We start from the raw sequence: 21,424 nt of genomic DNA on the forward strand, positions 1-21,424 counted from the left end.
TTGCACTCCCGTCAGCCGGGCGCTCGTCGAAAGGCATACACAGTCGGGAAATCAACCTCCTCCAGAAAGATTGAGCAAGAAGACAGACGCGGCGATTTCGGCCTCAATCCACACAGCAGGCGCGGATGGCGGAGGTATACAGGCGCAGGGACTTGCGCGTGGCGTCGAGCACCCGGGCAGGCTCGTCCCCGGTGGGGTCCGTGCAGAGCTTGAGGATTTCGAGCGCCTCCACCGGGTGCAGGTCGTCATAGCGAGCGTGCGCCTTGAGCCACATCATCGCGCTGGCGTCGATGCGTGCGCCGTCCGCGGCATAGGCGCGGAAGGGCTCCACCACGTCGCGCGTCCACACGCCGGTGATGCCCTCGATGGCCCAGTTGGACGCGGCGATGCCCTCCGCCAGCGTGCCCCGGGCACAGGTGTCTCGCAGGTGCGCGTGCAGCGCCTGGAGCTCCGGCAGCGGCCGCACCTGGAAGAGCGCCTCGGGCTCCAGGCCGAGCGCGCGCACCCAGTCGATGAACCACTCCGCGTGGCGCGCCTCCACGGCCAGGTTCTGCAAGAGCCAGCGGCGGATGCTCGCGTCCCCCTCGGAGCGGCCGTACGTCGTCTTGGCCAGCGACAGGGCCATGTACTTGGGGAAGGACTCGACGATGAGGAAGAACTGCGACAGCACGCGGCGCCAGTACACCAGCGGCGGGCGCCGGCCCTCGGCGGTGGCGCGGAACAGCGGAGGCCAGCACGCCGCGTCCCAGTCCCGGCGGGTCGCATCCAGCATGGACTCGAGCCAGCGGGGATGCGCCGACGGGTTCAGCGGCGGAGGCCCATAGCGACGCACGGGCACACGAGACGTGAGGCTGCGCACTTCCTGCTCGGAAGACGACATGGCGGCACGAGGCTCCTGCACCCGGCGGGTTCCAGACCGACATGGCCCCCCTCACCCGCCAGGGCGGCCCCATAGTGGTGACAGCACCTCCACGGGGCCACGCGACTGTCGTCGCCCGACGCTTTTCTCACCGCCTTGTTTCAGATTTCAGCCGGGGGCACCTGGAGGCGTCGCGCGCCCCACAGCGGGCCTGTCTCTCCGACCGACGGCGACTCGCGCCCGCCGTCACGGGGTGCGGGCCACCTGGCGGCGCGCCTTCTCCAGCATGCGCTGCAGCGGCGCCTCGTCCGCGCGGGCGAGCGCCTCGTCCCAGGTGAGCCACTGCGCGCCGGAGGACTCGTGGGGGTCGTGCGCGAGCGACTCCGGGTCCTCGGCCACGACGAGGTAGCGCACGTCCAGGTGCTGGTGCTCGGGCTCGTCGCGGCGCGCGGGGATGGTGTGGACGTCCACGTCCAGCGGGCGGGGCGCGGTGGGGTGGAGCACCACGCGGCAGCCGGTCTCCTCGCGCGCCTCGCGCAGGGCGGTGGCCTCCATGTCGCCGCCGTCCGCCAGGTCCGCGTGCCCGCCCGGCTGCAGCCACCGGTGGAGCTTGCCGTGCAGCACCATCACCACGCGCTCGCCCCGGGGGTCCACCACCACGGCGCTGCCGGTGAAGTGCGCCGTGGCCTGCGCGCGGGAGAAGGGCGAGGCGAGCGTGGCCGCGTGGTGGCGCATCCGCTCCAGGTCCTGGCGCTCCTTGTCGTCCCCGGGGACGTGGCGCGCCAGGAGCTCCCGCAGGGCGTGGGCGTTCTGGGATTCCATGCGCGACCACGTATCCCCGGCGGGCCCTCACACGCCAGCGCCTTCTGGAAGCGGCCGGCCCGCCCGGGGCGGTGTAGGGTTCTGGCCGGGTGTGTTCTCATGCGGACGCACCCGGGGCGGCCGGCCCCGCTGGCATGAGGACCTGAGGGCAAGCACCTGCATGGCGCGCATTCTCGTCATCGATGACCACGACACCCTCCGCGAGGGGATGACCGTCACGCTCACGCGCTCCGGGCACGCCGTGTCCGCGGTGCGCGGCGGCGCGGACGGGCTGGCCGCCTGGCGCAAGGCCCCGTTCGACCTGGTCGTCACGGATTTGAAGATGGACGGCATGGACGGCATCGCCGTCACCCAGGCCCTCAAGGCGCTGGACCCCTCCGCCGTCGTCATGGTGGTGACGGCCTTCGGCACGATTGAGACGGCCGTGCGGGCCATGCAGGAGGGCGCCTACGACTTCATCACCAAGCCCTTCACGCCCGACGTGCTGCGCGCCAAGGTGGACAAGGGGCTGGAGCTGGCGAGCACCCGCCGGCGCGTGGAGAAGCTGGAGGGGCGCACCGCCGCGCACGACGCGGACGCGGCCCTGACGCACGGCAGCCTGGTGGGCGACAGCGAGCCCATGCAGAAGCTGCTCTCCCAGGCGCGCAAGGCGGCGATGAGCGACGCCACGGTGCTCGTTCGCGGCGAGAGCGGCACCGGCAAGGAGCTCATCGCGCGCATGCTGCACCAGCAGTCCCCGCGCAAGGACGGGCCCTTCGTCGTGGTGCACTGCGCGGCGCTGGCGGAGACGCTGCTGGAGAGCGAGCTGTTCGGCCACGAGCGCGGCGCCTTCACCGGCGCGGTGAAGCGCAAGCTGGGCCGCTTCGAGCTGGCCGACGGCGGCACCCTCTTCCTCGACGAAATCGGGGAGATTCCCCACGCGGTGCAGACCAAGCTGTTGCGCGTGCTCCAGGAGAAGGAGATCCAGCGCGTGGGCGGCGAGGAGACGCTCAAGGTGGACGTGCGCGTGGTGAGCGCCACGCACCGGGATTTGCAGGCCGAGGTGAAGGCGGGCCGCTTCCGCGAGGACCTGTACTACCGGCTGCACATCGTCCCGCTGGTGCTGCCGCCTTTGCGCGAGCGCCCAGAGGACATCGCCGCGCTGGCGCGCCACTTCGTCGCCAAGCACGCGGTGCGCGTCAACCGCCGGGTGACGGGGCTGGACGAGGGCGCCCTGCGCGCCCTGGCCCGCCACGCGTGGCCCGGCAACGTGCGCGAGCTGGAGAACGTGGTGGAGCAGGCGCTCGTCTTCGCGGAAGGGGAGGTGCTCACCGCCCAGGACCTGCCCGGCCACCTCACCGGCGGCACGCCGCGCATGGACGCGGGGCTGCCGGTGCCGCACGGCGACAGGCCCCTGCCGGACATCCTGGAGGACCTGGAGCGGCAGCTCATCGCCCGCGCCTACGAGAAGGCCGGCGGGGTGAAGACGGAGACCGCCCGCCTGCTGGGCATCAAGACGTCGGCGCTGTACTACAAGCTGGAGAAGTATGGCTTCCTCCCCAAGGGCACCGCGCCCGAGGAGGGGTGATCCTCGGAAATCCGTGACCCCAGGCCCACGCCCCATGACTTTCCACCGGCCCCCCCTCCCCACCCCGTCCCACCCGGCGCGCCCAGACACCTGGAATCCCAGCGCTTTTCGCGCGAGGCCGGGGCGCGGGGGCGCCGCGGGGCTGGCATCCGCCTTGCTCATGGGGGCCTGTTGATGAACCCCCGCTCCCTCGTCCTCGCGTTGTGCCTGCTGGTGGGCGTGCCCGCCTGGGCCGCGTCCGGCCTGGAGGCGGCGCGCGCGCGGGCGCAGGTGGCGAGGACGGAAGCGCGGGCGCTGAGGACCCAGCAGCAGACGCTGCGCGACGAGCTGCAGGGCGTGGCCGAGCGCATCGAGGCGCTGAAGGCCCGTGCCCAGGGGCGGCTGACCACGGGCACGGAGCTGGAGACGGCGCTGAGGCGCTCGCAGGAGCTGAGCGGCTCGCTCACCCAGCTGGCGCAGGCGGTGTCCACGGCCGAGGGCGAGTCGGAGCGCGCGCACGTGGCGCTGCACCAGGCGCTGTCGGAGGAGCTCGGGCGACTGATGACGGCCTGGGACAAGACGGTGGACCGCGCCCAGCGCGCCACGCTGCTGGAGGTGATGCGCACCACGCGCACCGAGCGCGACTCGGTGCGCCTGGCGCTGCCGGCCTCCAAGGTCCCCACGCTGGACAGGACGACGACGGGCGGCGACGACCCGGAGGACCTGCTGGAGCAGGCGGACACCCTGCGCGACGCCGAGGACAAGGTGCGCGAGCGGCTCAAGCTGATGCGCGCGCGAATCACCGAGGCACGCGAGGAGCGCGACCTGGACCGCCGGATGAGCGACTTCCTGGGCGAGGAGTCGATGTTCGACGAGCAGGACCGGCGGCTGCGGCTCAGGATGAGCTCGGACCGGAGCCTGCGGGTGGAGCCCAGCGACCGCGGCGGTGGCCTGTTCCAGGAGGCCAGCGGCGACAGCGACGCGCCGCCCATGTCGGGCAACCCGGGCACGGGCGCGCCCCCGGAGCCCTCCATGCCGGACACCCCCGGGACGCCCACCACGGGCCGCCCCGAGCCCATGTCCGTCCGCGCCACGGACCGCCGCCCCCTGGTGGACGGGGTGCGCGCCCAGGACCTGGCCGCCGGAGGTCCGGTGGACCTCACGGCGATGGAGGCCGAGGCCAGGCGCCTGGAGGCCCTGGCCGGGGAGCTGGATGGCCGGGCCGGCGCGCTGGAGCGCCGCGCGCAGGAGCTGACGAAGTAGGGCCGCCCTCGGGCTAGAGCAGCCCGGACTCGACCTCCAGCCGCACCACCGCGCGCAGCCGCACCTCGCGCTCGGGCGTCCGGCCCTTGCCGCGGATGATGATGCTCATGGTGGGCGCGGCGACGAAGGGCTGCAGCTCCACGTCCGCCAGGTCCAGCCGCAGCGTGGGGTTGGGCGCGCGCGGGCTGCCACGGGACAGGTCGTTCTTCCACGCGATGCGCGACTCACGGTCTCCGGCGCGGACGAAGAACTCCACGTTGTCCAGGAAGGTGAAGTCCACGTCGTTGGGGCTGAGAATCTGGAGCGAGAGCGAGTCGACGTGGACGGAGGTGGCCTCGCTCTTGGAGAGCCCCTGGTTCTTGAAGTCCTGGTTCTGGTCGAAGTCCATCCCCGCGAAGCTGCTGATGGGGGGGAAGGCGTTGAGCTCGGTGCTGCCGCCCGGCAGGCTCGCGGGCACGGTCGTCTCGCCCCTCACCTCGGTGATGAACGTCGACTGGGCGCAGGCGGCCAGCCCGAGGCCGACCGCCGCGGCGAGAAGTGAGGCAGGGCGCATTCCAGCAATGTACCGGGCGCGAGCCGTGTCGTCACCGTCGCCAGCCAACCGGCCGGGCCCGTCCTCCCGCGAGTGGGGCGTGCAGGCACGAGGCCGGGTATGGTGCCCCGCGTCGTGTCCCGCGTCCGCCCTACCCTCCTGGTGTTCCTGGTGCTCGCCACCGCCCGCCCCGCGTCCGCGGCCGAGTGGGAGGGCGCGCTCAAGGGCACCCTGCGGCTGCTGGCGGACACCAACGCCCCGCGCGACTTCACCGACGGCAGCACGCCTTCGCCCGGAGTGGACCCGGCGCTGAGCGTGCTGGGTTCGGCCGAGGGGAAGGGGACGTTCGAGCGCACGCAGCTCGTCGGCCGCTACGAGCTGGGGGCGCGCAAGTACGCGGGCTTCTCCGACGAGGACACGCTCATCCAGGCCGGCGCGCTCGAGGCCTCGCTGGCGCTGGGCACGGAGTTCGGCCTGGGCGCGGAGGGGCACGCGAAGGACCGGCGGGGCGGCACCCGCGCGTACTCGGACCTGGGCGCGAGCGCCTTCGCGGAGTACGCCCCGGACGTGCGGCTGGCGCTGCGGGTGCGCGCGGGCGCGCGCAGGTTCGTCTACCGGCCGGACCCCACGGCGAACTTCGGCGGGCTGGAGCTGGGGGTGCTGGGGCGCTACCGCTTCGACCGGCGCCACAGCCTGTCCGTCTTCGGCGACTGGGGCGCGCGCCGCTACGGGCCGCTGGCGCGCCCGCGCCCGGGCGTGGAGAGCTCCCCGGGACGGCGCGAGGACGGCGCCCTCACCGCGGGCTTCGGCTACAACTACCGGGGGCCGCTGACCCTGGGGCTGCGCTACACGTACCAGGAGGTCTCCTCCAACAGCTACGGGGAGACGGTGCTGCGCCACCGGGTGTCGGCGAACGCCGGGGTGCGGCTGCCCTGGCGGATGACGCTGCTGGCTCAGGGCTCGCTGGGCGTGACGCGCTACCCGGACGGCATCTATTTGTCGCCGGAGATCATCCTCGTGGAGGAGGACGAGGGGCAGAACTCCCTGTCCCTGAAGCTCGCGCGCCCCGTCTCGGAGCGCGTGGACCTGGAGCTGTCCTGGGGCCTGTGGAGCACGCGGCTGCCGCGCAACGACTTGAGCTACTCCCGCCAGGTGTTCGGCGTGGGCGTCACCTGGCGCGACTGAGGCTCAGCCCAGGTCGCAGATGCGCTCGTCGATCTCCTCGGCGAGCCCCGGGTGTCCCTGGGCCAGGGCGTGCTCCTTCGCCCGGGTGAGCACCTCGCGGGCGCGCTCGGACTGCCCGGCGCCCGACAGCGCGTCCCCCAGGGAGACCATGGCGGCCGCGTAGGTCCCATCCAGCCGCACCGCCTGCTCCAGGGCGGCGGCGGCCTCGGCGTACTGCTTGCGGTCCAAGTACAGCTTGCCGAGGGAGAAGTGGCTCATGGGGGAGTCGGGGAAGTCCGCCACCATCTTCTTGAACTGTTCCAGCCGGGCGTCGCTCATGGACAGGACCCTTAGAGGACCCATGGCGTGTTGCCAAGGGTGCGGTAGGGTGCGCCGCACATGGCAACGAAGAAGAAGACGACCCCCAAGAAGAAGAGCGCGGCCAAGAAGGCGCCGGCGCGCGGCAAGAAGTCGGCGACGGGCAGGACGGTCGCCGCGAGCAAGGCGCCCGCCAAGGCCAAGGCCCCGGCGCGCAAGAAGACGACGGGCAAGACGCCGCTGCGGCCCAAGAAGAAGGCGAAGCTGCCAGCCGCCCCGCAGCAGAAGACGGGCCCCGCGGAGAACCCCCAGGCGCAGGCCCTGGCGCGCCGCATGGCGCAGCTGCTCATCGACAAGAAGGCGCTGGACGTCGTCATCCTGGATGTCCGGGGCATGACGTCGTACGCGGACTACATCGTCATCGCCTCCGGCGAGAGCGACCGCCAGGTGAGCGCCATGGCGGAGAACGTCCAGGTGCAGCTCAAGCAGGGTGACGCGCCCGAGCGCGCGCTGGGCACCGAGGGCGTGGACACGGGCCAGTGGGTGCTGCTCGACTACGGCGAGGTGGTGGCGCACCTGTTCCTCGCGGACCTGCGCGCGCACTACGACCTCGAGGGTCTCTGGGCGGATGCCGCCCGGGAGAAGGTGTCCTGAAGGTCCGCCTGCTCTCCATCGGCAAGGACCGCTCGGGCCTCTTCGAGCCGGCGGTCCAGGAGTATGCCCGCAGGCTGGGGCACTACACCCGCTTCGAGCTGGTGGAGCTGGCCGAGGCGAGCGGCAAGAAGCTCAAGCCCGGCGACGCCAAGGCCGCGGAGGCGGAGGCCATCCTCGCCAGGCGCAAGCCGCAGGACTGGCTGGTGGCGCTGGACGAGCGCGGCTCGCTCATCGACTCGGTGGAGCTGGGCCGCTACGTGGGCAAGGCGCAGACGGGCTCCAGGGACCTGCTCTTCGTCATCGGCGGCGACGAGGGCCTGGACGAGAGCGTGCGGGCCGCGGCCCATCTGACGCTGTCCTTGTCCAAGATGACGCTGCCCCACAGGCTTGCGCGCGTGGTGCTCGTGGAGCAGCTGTACCGGGCGTTCACCATCCTCAAGGGTGAGCCGTACCACAAGTAGGCAGGCGGGCCTCCCAGGCCCCCTTGCGCGCTGGCGTCAGGGCCGTCGGACAGGAGGCGTCAACGGGCCCCATGAGCACCGCCAGCACCGAAACCTCCCTTCCCTCCCCCGCCGCCACCGTGCGCGTCATCGCCTCGCCCCAGTCGTGGGTGGAGGGTGAGGCGGTGCGACAGCTCGAGGCCGTCGCGCGGCTGCCCGGCATGAAGGCCGCGGTGGGACTTCCGGACCTGCACCCGGGCAAGGGCGCGCCGGTGGGAGCGGCCTTCACCTCGGAGGGGCTCTTCTATCCCTACCTGGTGGGCAACGACATCGGCTGTGGGATGGGGTTGTGGGACGTGGGGATGCTGGCGCGAAAGGCGAAGGCCGAGCGCTGGGCCTCGAAGCTGGAGGTGGAGGGACCCTGGAACGGTGACGTGGAGGGGTTCCTGGCGGAGGAGGGGGTGAAGCCCTCGGGCTTCGAGGGGGCGCTGGGCACGGTGGGCGGCGGCAACCACTTCGCGGAGCTGCAGCGGGTGGACGCGGTGCACGACGCGCGGGCGTTCGCCGAGCTGGGGCTGGAGGCGGACCGGTTGCTGCTGCTGGTGCACTCGGGCTCGCGGGGGCTGGGCGAGGCGATTCTGCGGGCCCACGTGGACCGGCACGCGGCGGGCGGGCTGACGGCGGGCTCGGACGAGGCGCGGGCGTACCTGACGCGGCATGACCACGCGGTGGCGTGGGCCCGGGCCAACCGGGCGCTGGTGGCGCGCAGGGTGCTGGATGGCATCGGCGCTCCGGCGCGGCGAGTGTTGGATGTCTGCCACAACAGCGTCACCCCACGACGCGAGGACGGGGCCCTGAGGTGGTTGCATCGCAAGGGCGCGGCGCCAGCGGACGAGGGGCCCGTGGTGATTCCGGGCAGTCGTGGCGCGCTGAGCTATCTGGTGGCGCCGGTGGGGGATGGGACGGGCAGCGCGTACAGCCTGGCGCACGGCGCGGGGCGCAAGTGGACGCGCACGGCGGCCCGGGAGCGCATCAAGGAGCGCTTCACGGCGGAGTCGCTCACCCGGACGAGCTTCAAGAGCCACGTCGTCTGCGAGAACAAGGACCTGCTCTTCGAGGAGGCGCCGCAGGCGTACAAGGCCATCGACCGGGTGGTGACGGACCTGGTGGAGGCGGGGCTGGTGAAGGTGGTGGCCACGCTGGCGCCGGTGCTGACGTACAAGACGCGCTCCCACGAGGAGTAGCGCGGGCCCGCGGGAAGAAGCCGGCCCTGGAGTCGCAGCGCGTTTTTCCCCTCCGCGTCCGGCGGGTGCGTGGTTAGGGTTCGGGCATGACTCCCGCGCACAAGGTATTGCTCTGCATCCTGGATGGTTGGGGCATCCGCCACGAGCGAGAGGCGAACGCCATCCTCCTGGCCGGCACGCCGAACCTGGACAAGCTGACGAGCCCCTACCCGTTCACCGAGCTACAGACCTCGGGGCTGGCCGTGGGTCTGCCCGAGGGGCAGATGGGCAACTCGGAGGTCGGCCACACCAACATCGGCGCCGGTCGCATCGTCTACCAGGACCTGGTGCGCATCAACCGCGCGGCCGAGTCGGGGGAGCTGGCGCAGAACCCGGTGCTCCGCGCGGCGATGGACGGCGTGAAGGCGGACGGCAAGGCGCTGCACCTGTTGGGGTTGGTGTCGCCGGGTGGGGTGCACTCGTCGATGGAGCACCTGTACGCGCTCCTGAAGGCGGCGCGGGAGCGGGGTGTGCCGCACGTGTACGTGCACGCGTTCCTGGACGGACGTGACACGCCGCCGCAGAGCGCGCTGGGCTACGTGGAGGCGCTGGAGCGCTTCCTCCACGAGACGCACACGGGCCGCATCGCCACGGTGAGCGGGCGGTACTACGCGATGGACCGCGACAAGCGGTGGGACCGGGTGCAACTGGCGTACGAGGCGCTGGTGCACGCGCGCGGTCCCAAGGCGCCGGACGCGCTGAGCGCCATCCGCGCGTCGTACGCGGAGAAGGTGACGGACGAGTTCGTGAAGCCCACGGTGATGGCGAGCGGGGATGGGACGCCCGTGGGCCGCATCCAGGATGGGGACACGGTGGTGTTCTTCAACTTCCGCGCGGACCGGGCGAGGGAGCTGACGCAGGCCCTGGCGTATCCGACGTTCAAGGAGTTCGACCGGGGCGGGCTCCGGCTGGGGCGGTACGTGTGCATGACCCAGTACGACGAGACCTTCGACCTGCCGGTGGCGTTCGCGCCGGACCAGCCGCAGGACATCTTCCCGGAGATTCTGGCGCGGCAGGGGCTGCGGCAGTTCCGCACGGCGGAGACGGAGAAGTACGCGCACGTGACGTTCTTCTTCAACGGCGGGCGCGAAGTTGTGTATCCGGGTGAGGACCGGCACCTGGTGCCGAGTCCGCGCGACGTGAAGACGTACGACTTGAAGCCGGAGATGGCGGCGCGCGAGGTGACGGCGGAGCTGGTGCGGCGGCTGGACTCGGGGACGTATGACTTCGCGCTGGCGAACTTCGCCAACCCGGACATGGTGGGGCACAGCGGCCGGCTGGACGCGGCGATGCAGGCGGTGCGGGTGGTGGACGAGTGCCTGGGGGTGCTCGGCAAGGCGTGCGAGCGCAACGGCTGGGTGATGGCCATCTCGGCGGACCACGGCAACTGCGAGCAGATGGTGGACCCGGTGACGGGCGAGCCGCACACGGCGCACACGCTGAACCCGGTGCCCTTCCACCTCATCCACCCGGCCTTCCGGGGACAGAAGCTGCGCCCCGGCATCCTCGCGGACATCGCGCCCACGCTGTGCAAGGTGATGAACCTGCCGCAGTCGAAGGAGATGAACCGGCAGGGCGTGCTGCCCTGAGCACGCGGCCCCTCCGGGCCCCACGAATCCACTCGACGCTCCCCTCCACCGCCGCCTAGCGTTCCCAAGCGGGCGGTGGGGGAACGGGCGATGGGGATGGGGACGACACGAGTCGGGTGCAGGGGTTCCACGCAGCGGGCGTCCACGAGCGCGCGCCCATGCTGAGGGCCCTGCTGGACGTGCTCTACCCTCCCGCGTGCATCGCCTGCGCGAAGGTCCTCCCAGGTCCCGGCGCCTTCTTCTGCGAGCCCTGCGACACCGCCGTGGAGCGCCTGCCGCCCGTGTGCTGCCGCACCTGCGCGGAGCCGGGTCCGTTCCCCGCCGGCCTGTGCCCACGCTGCCGCGCCGCTCCCCCACCCTTCTCTCGCGCCTGGGCCCCGTTCGCGCACGAAGGCCCCGTGGCCCGCGCCGTCCACCGCTTCAAGTACGAAGACCACCCGGAGCTGGCCGCGCCCCTCGGCGAGATGCTCGCGGCCGAGGCCCACCGCTTCCTCACCCGCGCGCCCCGCCTCGTCGTCGCGCTGCCGCTCCACACCCGCCGCTACCACGCGCGCAAGTACGACCAGGCCCAGCTGCTCGCGGGCGCGCTGGCGAAACACCTGGGCCTGCGCGCCCCCGTCGGGCTGCTCACGCGCACGCGGGAGACCCAACGACAGGTGGGCCTCACCGAGGCCGAGCGCGCCGACAACGTCGCGGACGCCTTCGTCGCCTCGGACGACCTCGCGGGGCGCGACGTGCTCCTCCTCGATGACGTCTTCACCACCGGCGCCACCGCGCGCGCCGCGGCCACCGCGCTCCTGGTCGCCGGCGCCACCCGCGTCGAGGTCCTCACCCTCGCCCGCGCCTTCACCATGACGTGAACACCACCTGACGCAGCAACTGTCACAGCGCGTCAACTGCAACCGGGTCCACGACAACTCACGCCCGGATTCAGCGCGGACCCCGCGTGTCTTTCATTACCCATCTTCCGCGACTTTCCGTCCCGTGTTCTTGCATCAGTGCCGTGTCACGAGACATTTCGCGTCGCGTTTCACGGCTCGCTTCCCCCCTCTTCGAAACGGAGTCCGTGATGAAGCTCCCCGTGTTGAGCTCGTTCGCCCTCGCCGGTGCCGTGTGCGCGCTGGGCCTCCCCGCCCCCGTCCAGGCCCAGGTCCCCGCGCCCTCGTGGACGCGGCAGTTCGGCGCCAACCTCGACGAGCAGGCCCGCGCCGTCGCCGTCGCGGGCACCGCCGTCTATGTCGTGGGCAACACCACCAGCCAGCTCGGCCCCGAGCCCAAGGCCGGCGGCAACGACGTCTTCGTCGCGAAGTACGACACCGCGGGCGCGCTGCAGTGGGTGCACCAGTTCGGCACGCCCGAGGATGACCGCCCCGCCGCCGCGGCCACCGACTCCGAGGGGAACGTGTACGTGACGGGCCGGACGTACGGCTCGATGGGCTTCCACACGAACGCCGGCGGCTATGACTTCTTCATCGCCAAGTACAGCCCGCAGGGCCAGCAGCTCTGGGTGCGCCAGCAGGGCACGCAGATGGATGACTTCGGCACGGGCCTGGCCATCGGCGCGGACGACACGCTGTACTTCTCCGGCTACACCGGCGGCAGCTTCGCCAACGGCGGCAACCCCGGCCACTACGACGCCCTCGTGGGCCTCTACGACTCCGCCGGAAACCCGTACTGGCTCCGGCAGCTGGGCTCGACGAGCAGCGACATCGCGCGAGGCATCGCCGTGACGCCGGACCATAAGGTGTACGTCGTGGGCCAGACGAGCGGCAGCCTCGACGGCGCCACCACGCCCACGGGCACGGACATGTTCCTGCTGCGCCTGGACATCCTCGGCGCCACCCAGTGGGTGCGCCAGCTGGACCTCTCCGAGCTCGATGACGCCAAGGGGGTGGCGGTGAGCCCCGACGGCGGCGCCTACCTCGTCGGCGACACCTTCGGCGCCATCGACGGCCACACCAACGCCGGCACCATCGACGTGGTGCTCGCCCGCTATGACGCCGTGGGCAACCGCCAGTGGAGCCGCCTGCTCGGCGGCGCGCAGCCCGACTACGCGAGCGGCGTCGCCGTGGCCGCCAACGGCACCGTGAACGTCACGGGCTACACGGCCAACGCCCTGGACGGCCAGCCGTACGCCGGCAGCCAGGACGCCTTCTTCACCCGCTACGACGGCTCGGGCACCAAGCTGGGCACGCGCGTCGTCGGCACCCACCTGCCCGACGTCGGCAGCGGCGTGGCGGTGGACACCAGCGGCAATGCCTACGTGACGGGCTCCACCTACGGCAGCCTGGGCGGCACCAACGCGGGCAGCTACGACGCGTTCCTCGTCCGCTTCTGAGACAGGCCCGCATTCCGTGTCCGGACGTGGGACAGGTGTTCGTTGCCTGTCTCACGCGGAATCCAGGACGGAAGCTTCGCGGTGGCCAATCGTCGAGGGCGCGATAGCCTCGCGGCATGCGCTGGCACTCCCTCCTCCTCGTCCCCGCGTTGCTCTCACTCCACTGTACCCACGCCACCGGGTCCGCCGGGCCGTCCAAGCCCGAGGCCACGGTGGCGGCGGCGCCCGAGTGGCCCGAGGCCCAGCCCCCCGCGCTGCGCCTGCCGGACACCGTCCAGCCCCTGCACTACCTGCTGGACCTGAAGCTCATCTCCACCGAGTCCACCCACTCCGGCACCGTCACCATCGACGTGGACGTGCGCGAGCCGGTGCGCCAGGTCTGGCTGCACGGACAGGATTTGGAGGTCACCTCCGCGCGCATCGAGACGCAGGGCCGCGCGCTCGAGGCCAGGCCCGTCACCGCGAGCGAGGGCCGGCTGGGCCTGCTGCTGCCCGAGACGCTGCCCGCGGGCAAGGCGCGCATCGTCATCGCCTTCACGGGTCAAATCGACAAGGAGCGCAGCCGGGGCCTGTACTCGCAGGAGGAGGGCGGCCACAACTACCTCTACACCTTCTTCGAGCCGGTGGACGCGCGCCGCGCCTTCCCGTGCTTCGACGAGCCGGGCTTCAAGGTGCCCTGGCAGCTGCGCTTCACGGTGAAGGCCGAGGACGTGGCGCTGGCCAACCACGCCATCGAGGCGAAGGAGACGCTGCCGGACGGCCTGCAGCGCATCACCTTCCGCGACAGCAAGCCCATGCCCAGCTACCTCGTCGCCTTCGTGGTGGGCCCGTTCGACGTGGTGGACGCGGGCACCACCGGGCGCAACAGGGTGCCGCTGCGCTTCGTCGTCCCCAAGGGCCGCGGCGCGGAGACGGCGTACGCCGCGAGCGTCACCCCGCGCATCGTCACCGTGCTCGAGGACTTCTTCGACCAGGCGTACCCGTACGAGAAGCTCGACGTCGCGGTGGTGCCCCGCTACTGGGGCACCATGGAGCACCCGGGCCTGGTCGCCCTGGGGCAGCCCCTGACGCTCATCCGCCCCGGCGAGGAGACGCTCCAGCGGCGCAAGTGGTACGTCAACATCGCGGGCCACGAGCTGGGGCACTACTGGTTCGGCAACATCGTCACCTGCCGCTGGTGGGACGACATCTGGCTGAACGAGTCGCTCACCTCGTGGCTGGACCGCAAGCAGATGGACGGGTTCGACCCGAGCTGGGGCTTCGGTCGGGACGCGAGCACCAACGCGCTGGCGGGCGCCATGAGCGCGGACGCGCTCGCCGCGGCGCTGCCGGTGAGAAAGCCCGCCAACACACATGACGAGGTCATCGGCTCGTTCGACAACTCCACCACCTACGCCAAGGGCTCCGCCATCATCGGCATGTTCGAGTCGTGGCTGGGCGAGGACACGATGCGCGACATCCTGCGCGCGCACATCCGCAAGCACGAGTGGGGCACGGCGACGTCGGATGACTTCGCCGCCACGCTCGCCCAGGCCGCGAGCCCCGACGTCGCGCGCTCCTTCCGCAGCTTCATCGACCAGCCCGGCGCGCCCCACATCTCCGCGCAGCTGGTGTGCGACGCGGGCAAGGCGCCGCGCCTGAAGCTGTCCCAGGAGCGCTTCCTGCCCGCGGGCTCCACCGCATCCAAGGACGCCACCTGGTCCGTCCCCGTGTGCGTGCGCGCCGGGGACCGCGCGGGCGACGTGCGCGCCTGCCAGCTGCTCTCCGAGCGCACCGGCGAGATGGAGCTGCCCATGAAGAGCTGCCCCCAGTGGATGCTGCTCAACGCGGGCGGCATGGGCTACTACCGCGCCAGCTACACGCTGCGGCAGTTCCAGCAGGTGAACAGCGTGGCCAGCAAGTCGCTGACGGTGCCCGAGCGGCTGGCCTTCTTCGCGGACATCGAGGGCGCGGTGCAACGGGGCGACGTGCGGCTCGGGGAGGTGCTGTCCCTGGTGAACGACACGGCGAAGGACCCGGACCGCGGCATCGCGCTGAGCGGCGCGCGCCTCTTGCACCTGGTGGGCGAGGACTCGCTCACGCCCGCCGAGCGGCAGCGCTTCCGCGCCTGGGTGGGCAAGCTCTACGGAACGCGGGCCCGGGCGCTGGGCTGGCAGCCGGCGAAGGGCGACAGCGACGAGGTGAAGCAGACGCGCTCGTTGTTCCTGTCGCTCGCGACGATGATGGGTGACGAGCCCACGCTCACGCGCGAGGCCAAGGCCCTGGTGACGAAGTGGCTGGCGCAGCGCGACAGCGTGAGCCCGGAGGCGGTGCCGGTGGCGCTGGCGGTGGCGGCGCGCAACTCCGACCGCGTGCTCCACGAGCAGCTCCTCACCCGCGCGCGCAAGGCGGAGGACCGCAACGAGCGCAACCAGATGATCAACGCGCTGTCGGCCTTCCGCGACCCGGAGCTGGTGAAGCAGAACCTGACGCTGGCGATGACGGAGTTCGACGTGCGCGACGCGCGGCCCTTGTTCGCGGGCGCGTTCAGCGGGCCGGAGACGCGGGCGGTGGCGTGGCAGTTCTACCGCGAGAACTTCGACACGCTGGCCTCGCGCGTCCGCTCGGATGAGCTGGGCTGGCTCATCGCGATGACGGGCTCGCTGTGTGACGACACCAGCCGCGCGCAGATGGAGGCCTTCCTCGGGCCTCGCGTCGACAAGCTGGAGGGTGCGCCGCGCGCCTACGCCCGGGCGCTGGAGTCCGTGCGGCTGTGCGTGGAGTCCAACCGCCTCCACCAGGACAGCGTGCGCGCGTTCATCGGCAAGCTGCCCCAGGTCACCGCGGCGCCCACCCGCTGAGGGCCCGTGCGGGCTCCCTCGTGTTCAAGAGGGAGCCCGCTCCACGCGGGCAGACGGTGCGCGCGCCCCGCGAGCGCGCTAGACATGGGGCCATGCTCGACTCCGCCCGCTACCTCGAACGCATCGGCGCCCCCGCGCACGCATCGCTCGCCGAGCTGCAGCGCGCCCACCTGGAGTCGGTGCCCTTCGAGAACCTGGACATCCACCTGGGCCGGCCCATCCAGCTGGACCCGGACGCGCTCTTCGACAAGGTCGTCGTCCGGCGGCGCGGCGGCTTCTGCTACGAGCTCAACGGGCTGTTCTCCCGCCTGCTCACCGCGCGCGGCCTGCGCGTGACGCCGCTGTCCGCGCGCGTCGCCACCGAGCCCCGGGACGGCACCTTCGGCCCGGAGTTCGACCACCTGACGCTCCAGGTGGAGGACCGCGAGGGGACGTGGCTCGTCGACGTGGGCTTCGGCGACAGCTTCCTCGAGCCCCTGCGCCTGGACGAGAGAGGCGTGCAGACACGCGCCGGCCGCGACTTCCGGCTGGCGCCCGAGGGCGACCGGCTCATGCTCCTGCGGCGCGACGACTCCGGCTGGCAGCCGCAGTACTCCCTGTCCCTCGTCCCGCGCGCGCTCGGGGACTTCGTGGACATGTGTCACCACCACCAGACGTCGCCCCAGTCCATCTTCACGCGGGGGCGCCTGTGCACCCGGGCGACGCGGGAGGGCCGCGTCACCCTCAAGGAAGGCGCCCTCGTCCTCACCCGGGGCACCACCCGCGAGGAGCACCCCGTGCAGGTCGAGGACGCCCGCGCCCGGGCGCTGGCGGAGCACTTCGGCATCCGCCTCTAGCCAGGCCCCACGCCTCAGGGCTTCTGCTCGGCGGCCTGCCTGCGCATCGCCTCGAACGAGGCCTTGTACTCCTCCATCGTCCCCAGGCCCACGGCCGCGCGGCGAGCGTCCACGTTGGCCGGGTCCTCCAGGTTCTTGGGCTCCATCTGCCCGTTCACCTCTTCCATCTGCGTGCCGTAGCGCTGCGGCTTGCCCGTGTTCACCAGCACGCGGTCCGTCAGGTACGCAAGGTTCTGCTTGGAGCCCTCCCCGCGCGCCACGGCCGCCTCCAGCAGGGGCAGCACCTGCTCCTGGAACGCCACGTCCTTGTCCGCGTGCTGCACCAGGAGCCACGCCGCATGGGAGGCCTTCTTGCCCACCAGCGCCTGGCTCGGCCAGCCCTTCTTGGCGATGACGTCCTTGAGCCAGGCCGTGTTGCTCGCGTCGACCTCCTCCAGCTTCTTCGTCATGGCCTCGTCCTGGAAGTTGTTCCGCATCAGCGTCATGCGCACCTGCTGGTCCACCTCCATGCGCGACAGCAGCTCGTCGCGCAGCGCCGGGTCCGCCGCCTTCAGCTGCTTCGCCTCCTCCTCGGCGACGCGCTTCTCGATGGCCGCGAAGCCCGGCAGGCCCCGGACGTTGTCCAGGTCCGTGTCCTTCTTCATGTGGGCCACGTCCTCGAAGCCCTCGTCCGCCGCGCGCCCCAGCCACATCAGGGCCTCCTCGCCCTGGTTCAGCATCGACGCAGCGCAGGCCGCGTTGTAGGCCATGTTGTTGCTGCGCACCCCACCCTCCCAGGCGGACCGGAACAGCGGCAGCGCCGCCTCGCCGTTGCCGACGGCGGCCAGCCCGGTCGCCTCCATGGCGGCCTTGCGCGCCTCGGGCGTCGCCACGGGCTTGGGCGCGGCGGCCTGGGCCTCGGCGGGGGTGGCCGCGCCTCCGGACGCGTGGGCACAGGCGGCCAGGTTCAGCGCGGCGAGCAGGATGACGAGACGACGCATTCGGGGGCTCCAGGGGGTGTGAGGTGAAAACGGGGTAGCAGTGTAGGCGGGTTTTTCGGGACACCAAGCGCTCGTCCACCGCGAAATCCGCCGGAGGCCCACCCACACCCACCCCGTTCCCGAGCGCACCCCGGGTAACGTTTTCGGTTGCCTGTGCGCCGTCCGGGGTCGCATGCAGGGGAAGGCCCCGGAGGGCCCGCCTGTTCATCGCCGTCGGCGCCCCCAGGAATGGGACGCTGTGCCCCACGCATGTCGCACCGAGGAGAACGGATGTCGCGCTTCACATGGCTGGCCGCAGTCTTCGTGCTCACCTGCCCCCTCTGGGCGCAGGCCCGGCCCGCGGCGGACGAAACAGCGCGCGTCTACGCGGCCGAGGCGATGAAGCAGGCCTCCTCGCCCCGAGGCGCCGCCGGCCTGTTGCGGCTGCACTCCCTGGTGGACGAGGTGGAGGACCTCACGCCGCTGGTGAGCACGTACGCGTACATCGCCTCGCGGCGCCAGTTCGACGCGAACACGCGCGCCACCGCGCAGCTGCTCCTCTTGGACACCGAGCGGGCCCGCGGCCGGCTGACGCGCGCCAACGAGGTGCGCCAGTGGATGGGCTTCGTGGGCGACTACTACGTCGTCGGCGGCTTCGACAACGAGGGCAAGTCCGGCTGTGACACGGACTTCGGCCCGGAGGCCGCGGCGCTGGATTTGACGGCCACCTACCCGGGCGCCAAGGGCCGCCAGGTGTCGTGGCGCAAGCTGACGGCGAACACGGCGGACGGCTACGTGGACCTGGCCACCGCGGTGCGCCCCAACCGCGAGGCCGTGGCGTACGCGGCCACCTGGCTGGAGTCCAACCAGGAGTCGCGCGTGACGCTGGGCCTGGGCACCTCCGGCGCCTACCGCCTGTGGGTCAACGGCCAGCTCGCCTCCAAGGAGGACCGCTACAACCTGCCGCGCCCGGACCAGGCGCGCGTCTCCGTGAAGCTGCGCAAGGGCCTCAACCGCGTGCTCCTCAAGGTGTGCCAGGAGACGGGCCCGCTGGGCTTCTACCTGCGCCAGGAGTCGCCGGGCGTGCGCGCGGCGCTGCCCGCCAAGGCCCCCGCCGTGGAGCGCGGCGCGCCCCCCGCGCCCCAGGTGCTGCCCACGCTCACCTCCGCGCTCAAGGCGTTGGTGGAGAAGAACCCCGACGACGCGGCCCTGCGCGGCGACTACGCGCGGGTGCTCGGCTTCTACCGCGGCTTCGATGACCGCGAGCACACCGCCACCGTGGAGGCCACGCGCGCCGCGGAGCTCGCCCCCCAGGACGCGCGCCTGCAGATGCTCGCGGCGAGCCTCCAGCGCGATGACCTGAACGAGCGCCGCCGCTTCCTGGAGGCCGCGGTGAAGGCGGACCCCGCGCTGCCCGAGGCCCGCGTGGCGCTGGCCGACTTCGAGCTGGAGCGCGGCCACCCCGAGCGCGTCATCCCGCTGGTGGCGCCCGTGCTGGAGAAGACGCCGGACGACGCGCCCGCGCGCCTGGTCCTCGCGCGCGCCCACGAGGCGCTGGGCGAGCGTCCCCGCGCGCACGCGCTGGTGGAGGAGGCCTTCCGCCATCAGCCCCGGCAGCCGCGCGCGGTGCGCTCGGCGGCGCAGATTTCGCGGCAGCTGGGCCGCAACCGCGAGGCCATGGACCGCATGCGCGTGGTGCTGGCGCTGCGCTTCGACGACACCGGCACGCGCCGCTCGCTGGCCGCGCTGCTGGCGGACTCCGGTCAGGTGGAGGCCGCCGAGCGCGAGTACGCGCAGCTGGTGGCCCTCAACCCGTTCGACAACGGCGCGCGCGTGCGGCTCGCCGAGCTCAAGGCCAGCAACGGCAACGTGGAGCAGGCCGTGGCGCTGTTCGCCGAGGCCCGCGCGCTGTCGCCCGATGAGCCGGAGGTCTACGAGCGCGAGGGCCGCGCGCTGCTCGCCGCCGGTCGGCGTGAGCCCGCGCTGGCCGCCTTCGAGCGCTCGCTGGTGCTGCGTCCGCAGAACCCCGGCCTCAAGGAGGCCCTGCGCGCCCTCAAGGGCGAGGGCACCGGCGCCGGCATGCAGCACGTGGTGGACGCCAGGCCCCTGGCGAAGGAGGCCGAGGCCTACGTCCACGAGGACGCCATCTACCTGGTCGACAACACCTACGTGAATGTCCAGAAGAGCGGCCTGTCCAGCCGGCTGTCGCAGATGGTGGTGAAGGTGCAGAACGCGCGCGGCGTGGACGCGTTCCGCTCGATGCCCATCACCTACTCGCCGGACCGGCAGGAGGTGCGCATCCTGCGCGCGCGCGTGACGAAGGCGGACGGCTCCGTGGTGGAGAGCTACGGGGAGAACGACCGCAACATCAACGAGCCGTGGACGGGCATGTACTACGACGCCCGCGCCAAGGTGCTGTCCTTCCCGTCGCTCGCCGCCGGCGACACGCTGGAGGTGACGTACCGCCTGGACGACACCGCGCAGGAGAACCTGCTGTCGGACTACTGGGGTGACGTGGAGAGCGTGCAGGGCGTCTATCCGAAGCTGCGCTTCCAGTACCTGGTGGAGACGCCGAAGGAGCGGCCGCTGTACTGGAACAAGAGCAAGCTCACCGGCGTGGAGAGCGCGCAGGAGTCGCTGGAGGGCGGCCGCGTGCTGTACCGCTGGGGCGCGAAGCACGTGGCCAAGGTGGTGCCGGAGCCGGGCATGCCGGGCTGGGCGGAGGTCGCCCAGAACCTGCACGTCTCCACGTACCAGACGTGGGACCAGGTGGGCCGCTACTGGTGGGGGCTCGTGAGGGACCAGCTGCAGCCCAACGCGGAGCTGAAGCAGACGGTGGACCAGGTCCTCCAGGGCGTGGACCGCAAGAACGAGCTGGCGGTGGTGCGCGCCATCTACAACTTCGTGGTGACGAACACGCGCTACGTGGCGCTGGAGTTCGGCATCCACGGCTTCAAGCCCTACCGGGTCGACCGCGTGCTGGCGCGGCGCTTCGGTGACTGCAAGGACAAGGCGAGCCTCATCCACTCCATGCTGCGGGTGGCGGGCGTGGACAGCCGGCTGGTGCTCCTGCGCATGCGCAACCTGGGCGCGCTGGACGCGGAGCCGGCGAGCCTGGCGGCCTTCAACCACGCGATTGCGTATGTGCCCAAGTTCGACCTGTACCTGGATGGCACCGCGGAGTTCCACGGGGCCAAGGAGCTGCCCAGCTCGGACCGGGTGGCCAACGTGCTGGTGGTGGAGCCGGACGGCAAGAGCACCTTCATGGTGACGCCGGAGGCGAAGGCGGAGGACAACGCCACGGGCCTGAAGATGGACGTGACGCTGCGCGCGGACGGCAGCGCCGAGGTGACGGGCTCCAGCACGGTGAGCGGGCAGAGCGCGCCCGAGTACCGCCGCGCCTACCGTCCCGAGGCCACGCGCAAGTCCACCTTCGAGCGCGCGTGGGCGCAGAGCTTCCCGGGCCTGACGGTGAACGAGGTGTCGCTCAACGACACCACGCGCCTGGACGAGGACGTGGCGATGGGCTTCCGGATGAGCATCCCGCGCTACGCGGAGGTGCTGTCCAACGCGGTGCGCTTCCTGCCCTTCGGCACGGGCCGCACCTACCAGCAGGCCTTCGCGCCGCTGGCGGAGCGCCGCTTCGACCTGGTGATGCAGAGCCCGTGGGTGAACCTGTTCAACCTGCGCTACACGCTGCCGGCGGGCTGGTCCGTGACGGAGCTGCCGCAGGCGGTGGACGAGACGAACCCGTTCGGCCGGCTGCGGCTCACCTACCGCGTGGAGGAGGGCAAGCTCATCGCCGAGGGCGAGGTGAAGCTCTCCGTCGCGCGCATCAAGTCGGACGAGTACCCGGCGTTCAGGGAGTTCCTGGGCCGGGTGGACCGCGCCTTCGGGCGTCGGGTCATCATCCAGGGCCCCGGTGGGCGCACCGCGTCGCTGACGCCGTAGGCGGCGCGCTCAGGGCCGGGCTCCACGTGG

Annotated in this window: 17 protein-coding genes; 12 read left to right on the forward strand and 5 right to left on the reverse strand. The window is 71.9% G+C overall.

The features are described 5' to 3' along the window. Nucleotides 1–103 precede the first annotated feature (103 nt). On the reverse strand, nt 104–880 hold the full coding sequence (locus VZQ01_RS12520) for an iron-containing redox enzyme family protein (RefSeq protein ID WP_223746289.1): 777 nt from the start codon (nt 878–880) through the stop codon (nt 104–106). Nucleotides 881–1,105: 225 nt separating this feature from the next. After that, nucleotides 1,106–1,681 (reverse strand): NUDIX hydrolase, encoded by a 576-nt coding sequence (locus tag VZQ01_RS12525; RefSeq protein ID WP_426747921.1) that lies wholly within the window; start codon nt 1,679–1,681, stop codon nt 1,106–1,108. A 160-nt stretch (nt 1,682–1,841) separates the two neighbouring features. Here VZQ01_RS12525 and VZQ01_RS12530 point away from each other — a divergent pair, with 160 nt between their 5' ends. Beyond that, on the forward strand, nt 1,842–3,248 hold the full coding sequence (locus VZQ01_RS12530) for a sigma-54-dependent transcriptional regulator (RefSeq protein ID WP_223746287.1): 1,407 nt from the start codon (nt 1,842–1,844) through the stop codon (nt 3,246–3,248). A 174-nt stretch (nt 3,249–3,422) separates the two neighbouring features. After that, nucleotides 3,423–4,490 carry a coiled-coil domain-containing protein gene (locus VZQ01_RS12535; RefSeq protein ID WP_223784777.1) on the forward strand — a complete coding sequence of 356 codons (1,068 nt, stop codon included), beginning with the start codon at nt 3,423–3,425 and terminating at the stop codon, nt 4,488–4,490. A gap of 13 nt (nt 4,491–4,503) precedes the next feature. Here the strand turns inward: VZQ01_RS12535 and VZQ01_RS12540 are convergent, their stop codons facing one another. Continuing rightward, nucleotides 4,504–5,043, reverse strand: a complete 540-nt coding sequence (locus tag VZQ01_RS12540; protein ID WP_223746285.1) for a hypothetical protein — start codon at nt 5,041–5,043, stop codon at nt 4,504–4,506. Between the two features lie 99 nt (nt 5,044–5,142). Between VZQ01_RS12540 and VZQ01_RS12545 the strand changes: the two genes are divergently transcribed. After that, nucleotides 5,143–6,207 (forward strand): hypothetical protein, encoded by a 1,065-nt coding sequence (locus tag VZQ01_RS12545; RefSeq protein WP_223784776.1) that lies wholly within the window; start codon nt 5,143–5,145, stop codon nt 6,205–6,207. 3 nt (nt 6,208–6,210) lie between these two features. Here VZQ01_RS12545 and VZQ01_RS12550 read toward each other — a convergent pair whose 3' ends face one another. Continuing rightward, nucleotides 6,211–6,525: a tetratricopeptide repeat protein gene (locus tag VZQ01_RS12550; protein ID WP_223746283.1), complete on the reverse strand. Its 315-nt coding sequence runs from the start codon at nt 6,523–6,525 to the stop codon at nt 6,211–6,213. Between the two features lie 60 nt (nt 6,526–6,585). Here VZQ01_RS12550 and rsfS point away from each other — a divergent pair, with 60 nt between their 5' ends. The 8 genes from rsfS (at nt 6,586) to VZQ01_RS12590 (ending at nt 16,484) form a co-directional block, all read left to right on the forward strand. Continuing rightward, the gene (gene rsfS, locus VZQ01_RS12555) at nt 6,586–7,158 is read left to right on the forward strand and encodes a ribosome silencing factor (protein ID WP_223746282.1); all 573 of its coding nucleotides are present in this window, start codon (nt 6,586–6,588) and stop codon (nt 7,156–7,158) included. Continuing rightward, nucleotides 7,155–7,619 carry a 23S rRNA (pseudouridine(1915)-N(3))-methyltransferase RlmH gene (locus tag VZQ01_RS12560; RefSeq protein WP_426748956.1) on the forward strand — a complete coding sequence of 155 codons (465 nt, stop codon included), beginning with the start codon at nt 7,155–7,157 and terminating at the stop codon, nt 7,617–7,619. Before rsfS ends, VZQ01_RS12560 begins: the two co-directional genes overlap by 4 nt. Before the next feature lie 71 nt (nt 7,620–7,690). Further along, nucleotides 7,691–8,842, forward strand: a complete 1,152-nt coding sequence (locus tag VZQ01_RS12565; RefSeq protein WP_426747922.1) for an RNA ligase RtcB family protein — start codon at nt 7,691–7,693, stop codon at nt 8,840–8,842. Between the two features lie 86 nt (nt 8,843–8,928). After that, nucleotides 8,929–10,470 (forward strand): 2,3-bisphosphoglycerate-independent phosphoglycerate mutase, encoded by a 1,542-nt coding sequence (gpmI, locus tag VZQ01_RS12570; protein WP_267697806.1) that lies wholly within the window; start codon nt 8,929–8,931, stop codon nt 10,468–10,470. A 158-nt stretch (nt 10,471–10,628) separates the two neighbouring features. Beyond that, nucleotides 10,629–11,330, forward strand: a complete 702-nt coding sequence (locus tag VZQ01_RS12575; protein ID WP_408887975.1) for a ComF family protein — start codon at nt 10,629–10,631, stop codon at nt 11,328–11,330. 209 nt (nt 11,331–11,539) lie between these two features. Then, nucleotides 11,540–12,808, forward strand: coding sequence for an SBBP repeat-containing protein (locus VZQ01_RS12580; protein WP_426747924.1), 1,269 nt, complete (start codon nt 11,540–11,542; stop codon nt 12,806–12,808). Nucleotides 12,809–12,924: 116 nt separating this feature from the next. Beyond that, the gene (locus VZQ01_RS12585) at nt 12,925–15,648 is read left to right on the forward strand and encodes a M1 family metallopeptidase (RefSeq protein ID WP_426747925.1); all 2,724 of its coding nucleotides are present in this window, start codon (nt 12,925–12,927) and stop codon (nt 15,646–15,648) included. A 92-nt stretch (nt 15,649–15,740) separates the two neighbouring features. Then, complete coding sequence (locus tag VZQ01_RS12590) at nt 15,741–16,484, forward strand: arylamine N-acetyltransferase family protein (RefSeq protein ID WP_426747926.1); 744 nt, start codon at nt 15,741–15,743, stop codon at nt 16,482–16,484. 14 nt (nt 16,485–16,498) lie between these two features. Here VZQ01_RS12590 and VZQ01_RS12595 read toward each other — a convergent pair whose 3' ends face one another. Continuing rightward, nucleotides 16,499–17,464 carry a DUF6624 domain-containing protein gene (locus tag VZQ01_RS12595; protein WP_426747928.1) on the reverse strand — a complete coding sequence of 322 codons (966 nt, stop codon included), beginning with the start codon at nt 17,462–17,464 and terminating at the stop codon, nt 16,499–16,501. Between the two features lie 270 nt (nt 17,465–17,734). Here VZQ01_RS12595 and VZQ01_RS12600 point away from each other — a divergent pair, with 270 nt between their 5' ends. After that, nucleotides 17,735–21,394, forward strand: coding sequence for a DUF3857 domain-containing protein (locus tag VZQ01_RS12600; RefSeq protein WP_426747929.1), 3,660 nt, complete (start codon nt 17,735–17,737; stop codon nt 21,392–21,394). The last annotated feature ends 30 nt before the right edge of the window (nt 21,395–21,424 follow it).

Origin of the sequence: Myxococcus faecalis (genome assembly GCF_050039385.1) — a bacterium.
GTDB lineage: Bacteria > Myxococcota > Myxococcia > Myxococcales > Myxococcaceae > Myxococcus > Myxococcus fulvus.

What these genes read in the sequence shown, in the direction of transcription:
- VZQ01_RS12520 (WP_223746289.1), bottom strand. Translation starts at nt 880, where the DNA reads ATGTCGTCTTCCGAGCAGGAAGTGCGCAGCCTCACGTCTCGTGTGCCC.
- VZQ01_RS12525 (WP_426747921.1), bottom strand. Translation starts at nt 1,681, where the DNA reads ATGGAATCCCAGAACGCCCACGCCCTGCGGGAGCTCCTGGCGCGCCAC.
- VZQ01_RS12530 (WP_223746287.1), top strand. Translation starts at nt 1,842, where the DNA reads ATGGCGCGCATTCTCGTCATCGATGACCACGACACCCTCCGCGAGGGG.
- VZQ01_RS12535 (WP_223784777.1), top strand. Translation starts at nt 3,423, where the DNA reads ATGAACCCCCGCTCCCTCGTCCTCGCGTTGTGCCTGCTGGTGGGCGTG.
- VZQ01_RS12540 (WP_223746285.1), bottom strand. Translation starts at nt 5,043, where the DNA reads ATGCGCCCTGCCTCACTTCTCGCCGCGGCGGTCGGCCTCGGGCTGGCC.
- VZQ01_RS12545 (WP_223784776.1), top strand. Translation starts at nt 5,143, where the DNA reads ATGGTGCCCCGCGTCGTGTCCCGCGTCCGCCCTACCCTCCTGGTGTTC.
- VZQ01_RS12550 (WP_223746283.1), bottom strand. Translation starts at nt 6,525, where the DNA reads ATGAGCGACGCCCGGCTGGAACAGTTCAAGAAGATGGTGGCGGACTTC.
- rsfS (WP_223746282.1), top strand. Translation starts at nt 6,586, where the DNA reads ATGGCAACGAAGAAGAAGACGACCCCCAAGAAGAAGAGCGCGGCCAAG.
- VZQ01_RS12565 (WP_426747922.1), top strand. Translation starts at nt 7,691, where the DNA reads ATGAGCACCGCCAGCACCGAAACCTCCCTTCCCTCCCCCGCCGCCACC.
- gpmI (WP_267697806.1), top strand. Translation starts at nt 8,929, where the DNA reads ATGACTCCCGCGCACAAGGTATTGCTCTGCATCCTGGATGGTTGGGGC.
- VZQ01_RS12575 (WP_408887975.1), top strand. Translation starts at nt 10,629, where the DNA reads ATGCTGAGGGCCCTGCTGGACGTGCTCTACCCTCCCGCGTGCATCGCC.
- VZQ01_RS12580 (WP_426747924.1), top strand. Translation starts at nt 11,540, where the DNA reads ATGAAGCTCCCCGTGTTGAGCTCGTTCGCCCTCGCCGGTGCCGTGTGC.
- VZQ01_RS12585 (WP_426747925.1), top strand. Translation starts at nt 12,925, where the DNA reads ATGCGCTGGCACTCCCTCCTCCTCGTCCCCGCGTTGCTCTCACTCCAC.
- VZQ01_RS12590 (WP_426747926.1), top strand. Translation starts at nt 15,741, where the DNA reads ATGCTCGACTCCGCCCGCTACCTCGAACGCATCGGCGCCCCCGCGCAC.
- VZQ01_RS12595 (WP_426747928.1), bottom strand. Translation starts at nt 17,464, where the DNA reads ATGCGTCGTCTCGTCATCCTGCTCGCCGCGCTGAACCTGGCCGCCTGT.
- VZQ01_RS12600 (WP_426747929.1), top strand. Translation starts at nt 17,735, where the DNA reads ATGTCGCGCTTCACATGGCTGGCCGCAGTCTTCGTGCTCACCTGCCCC.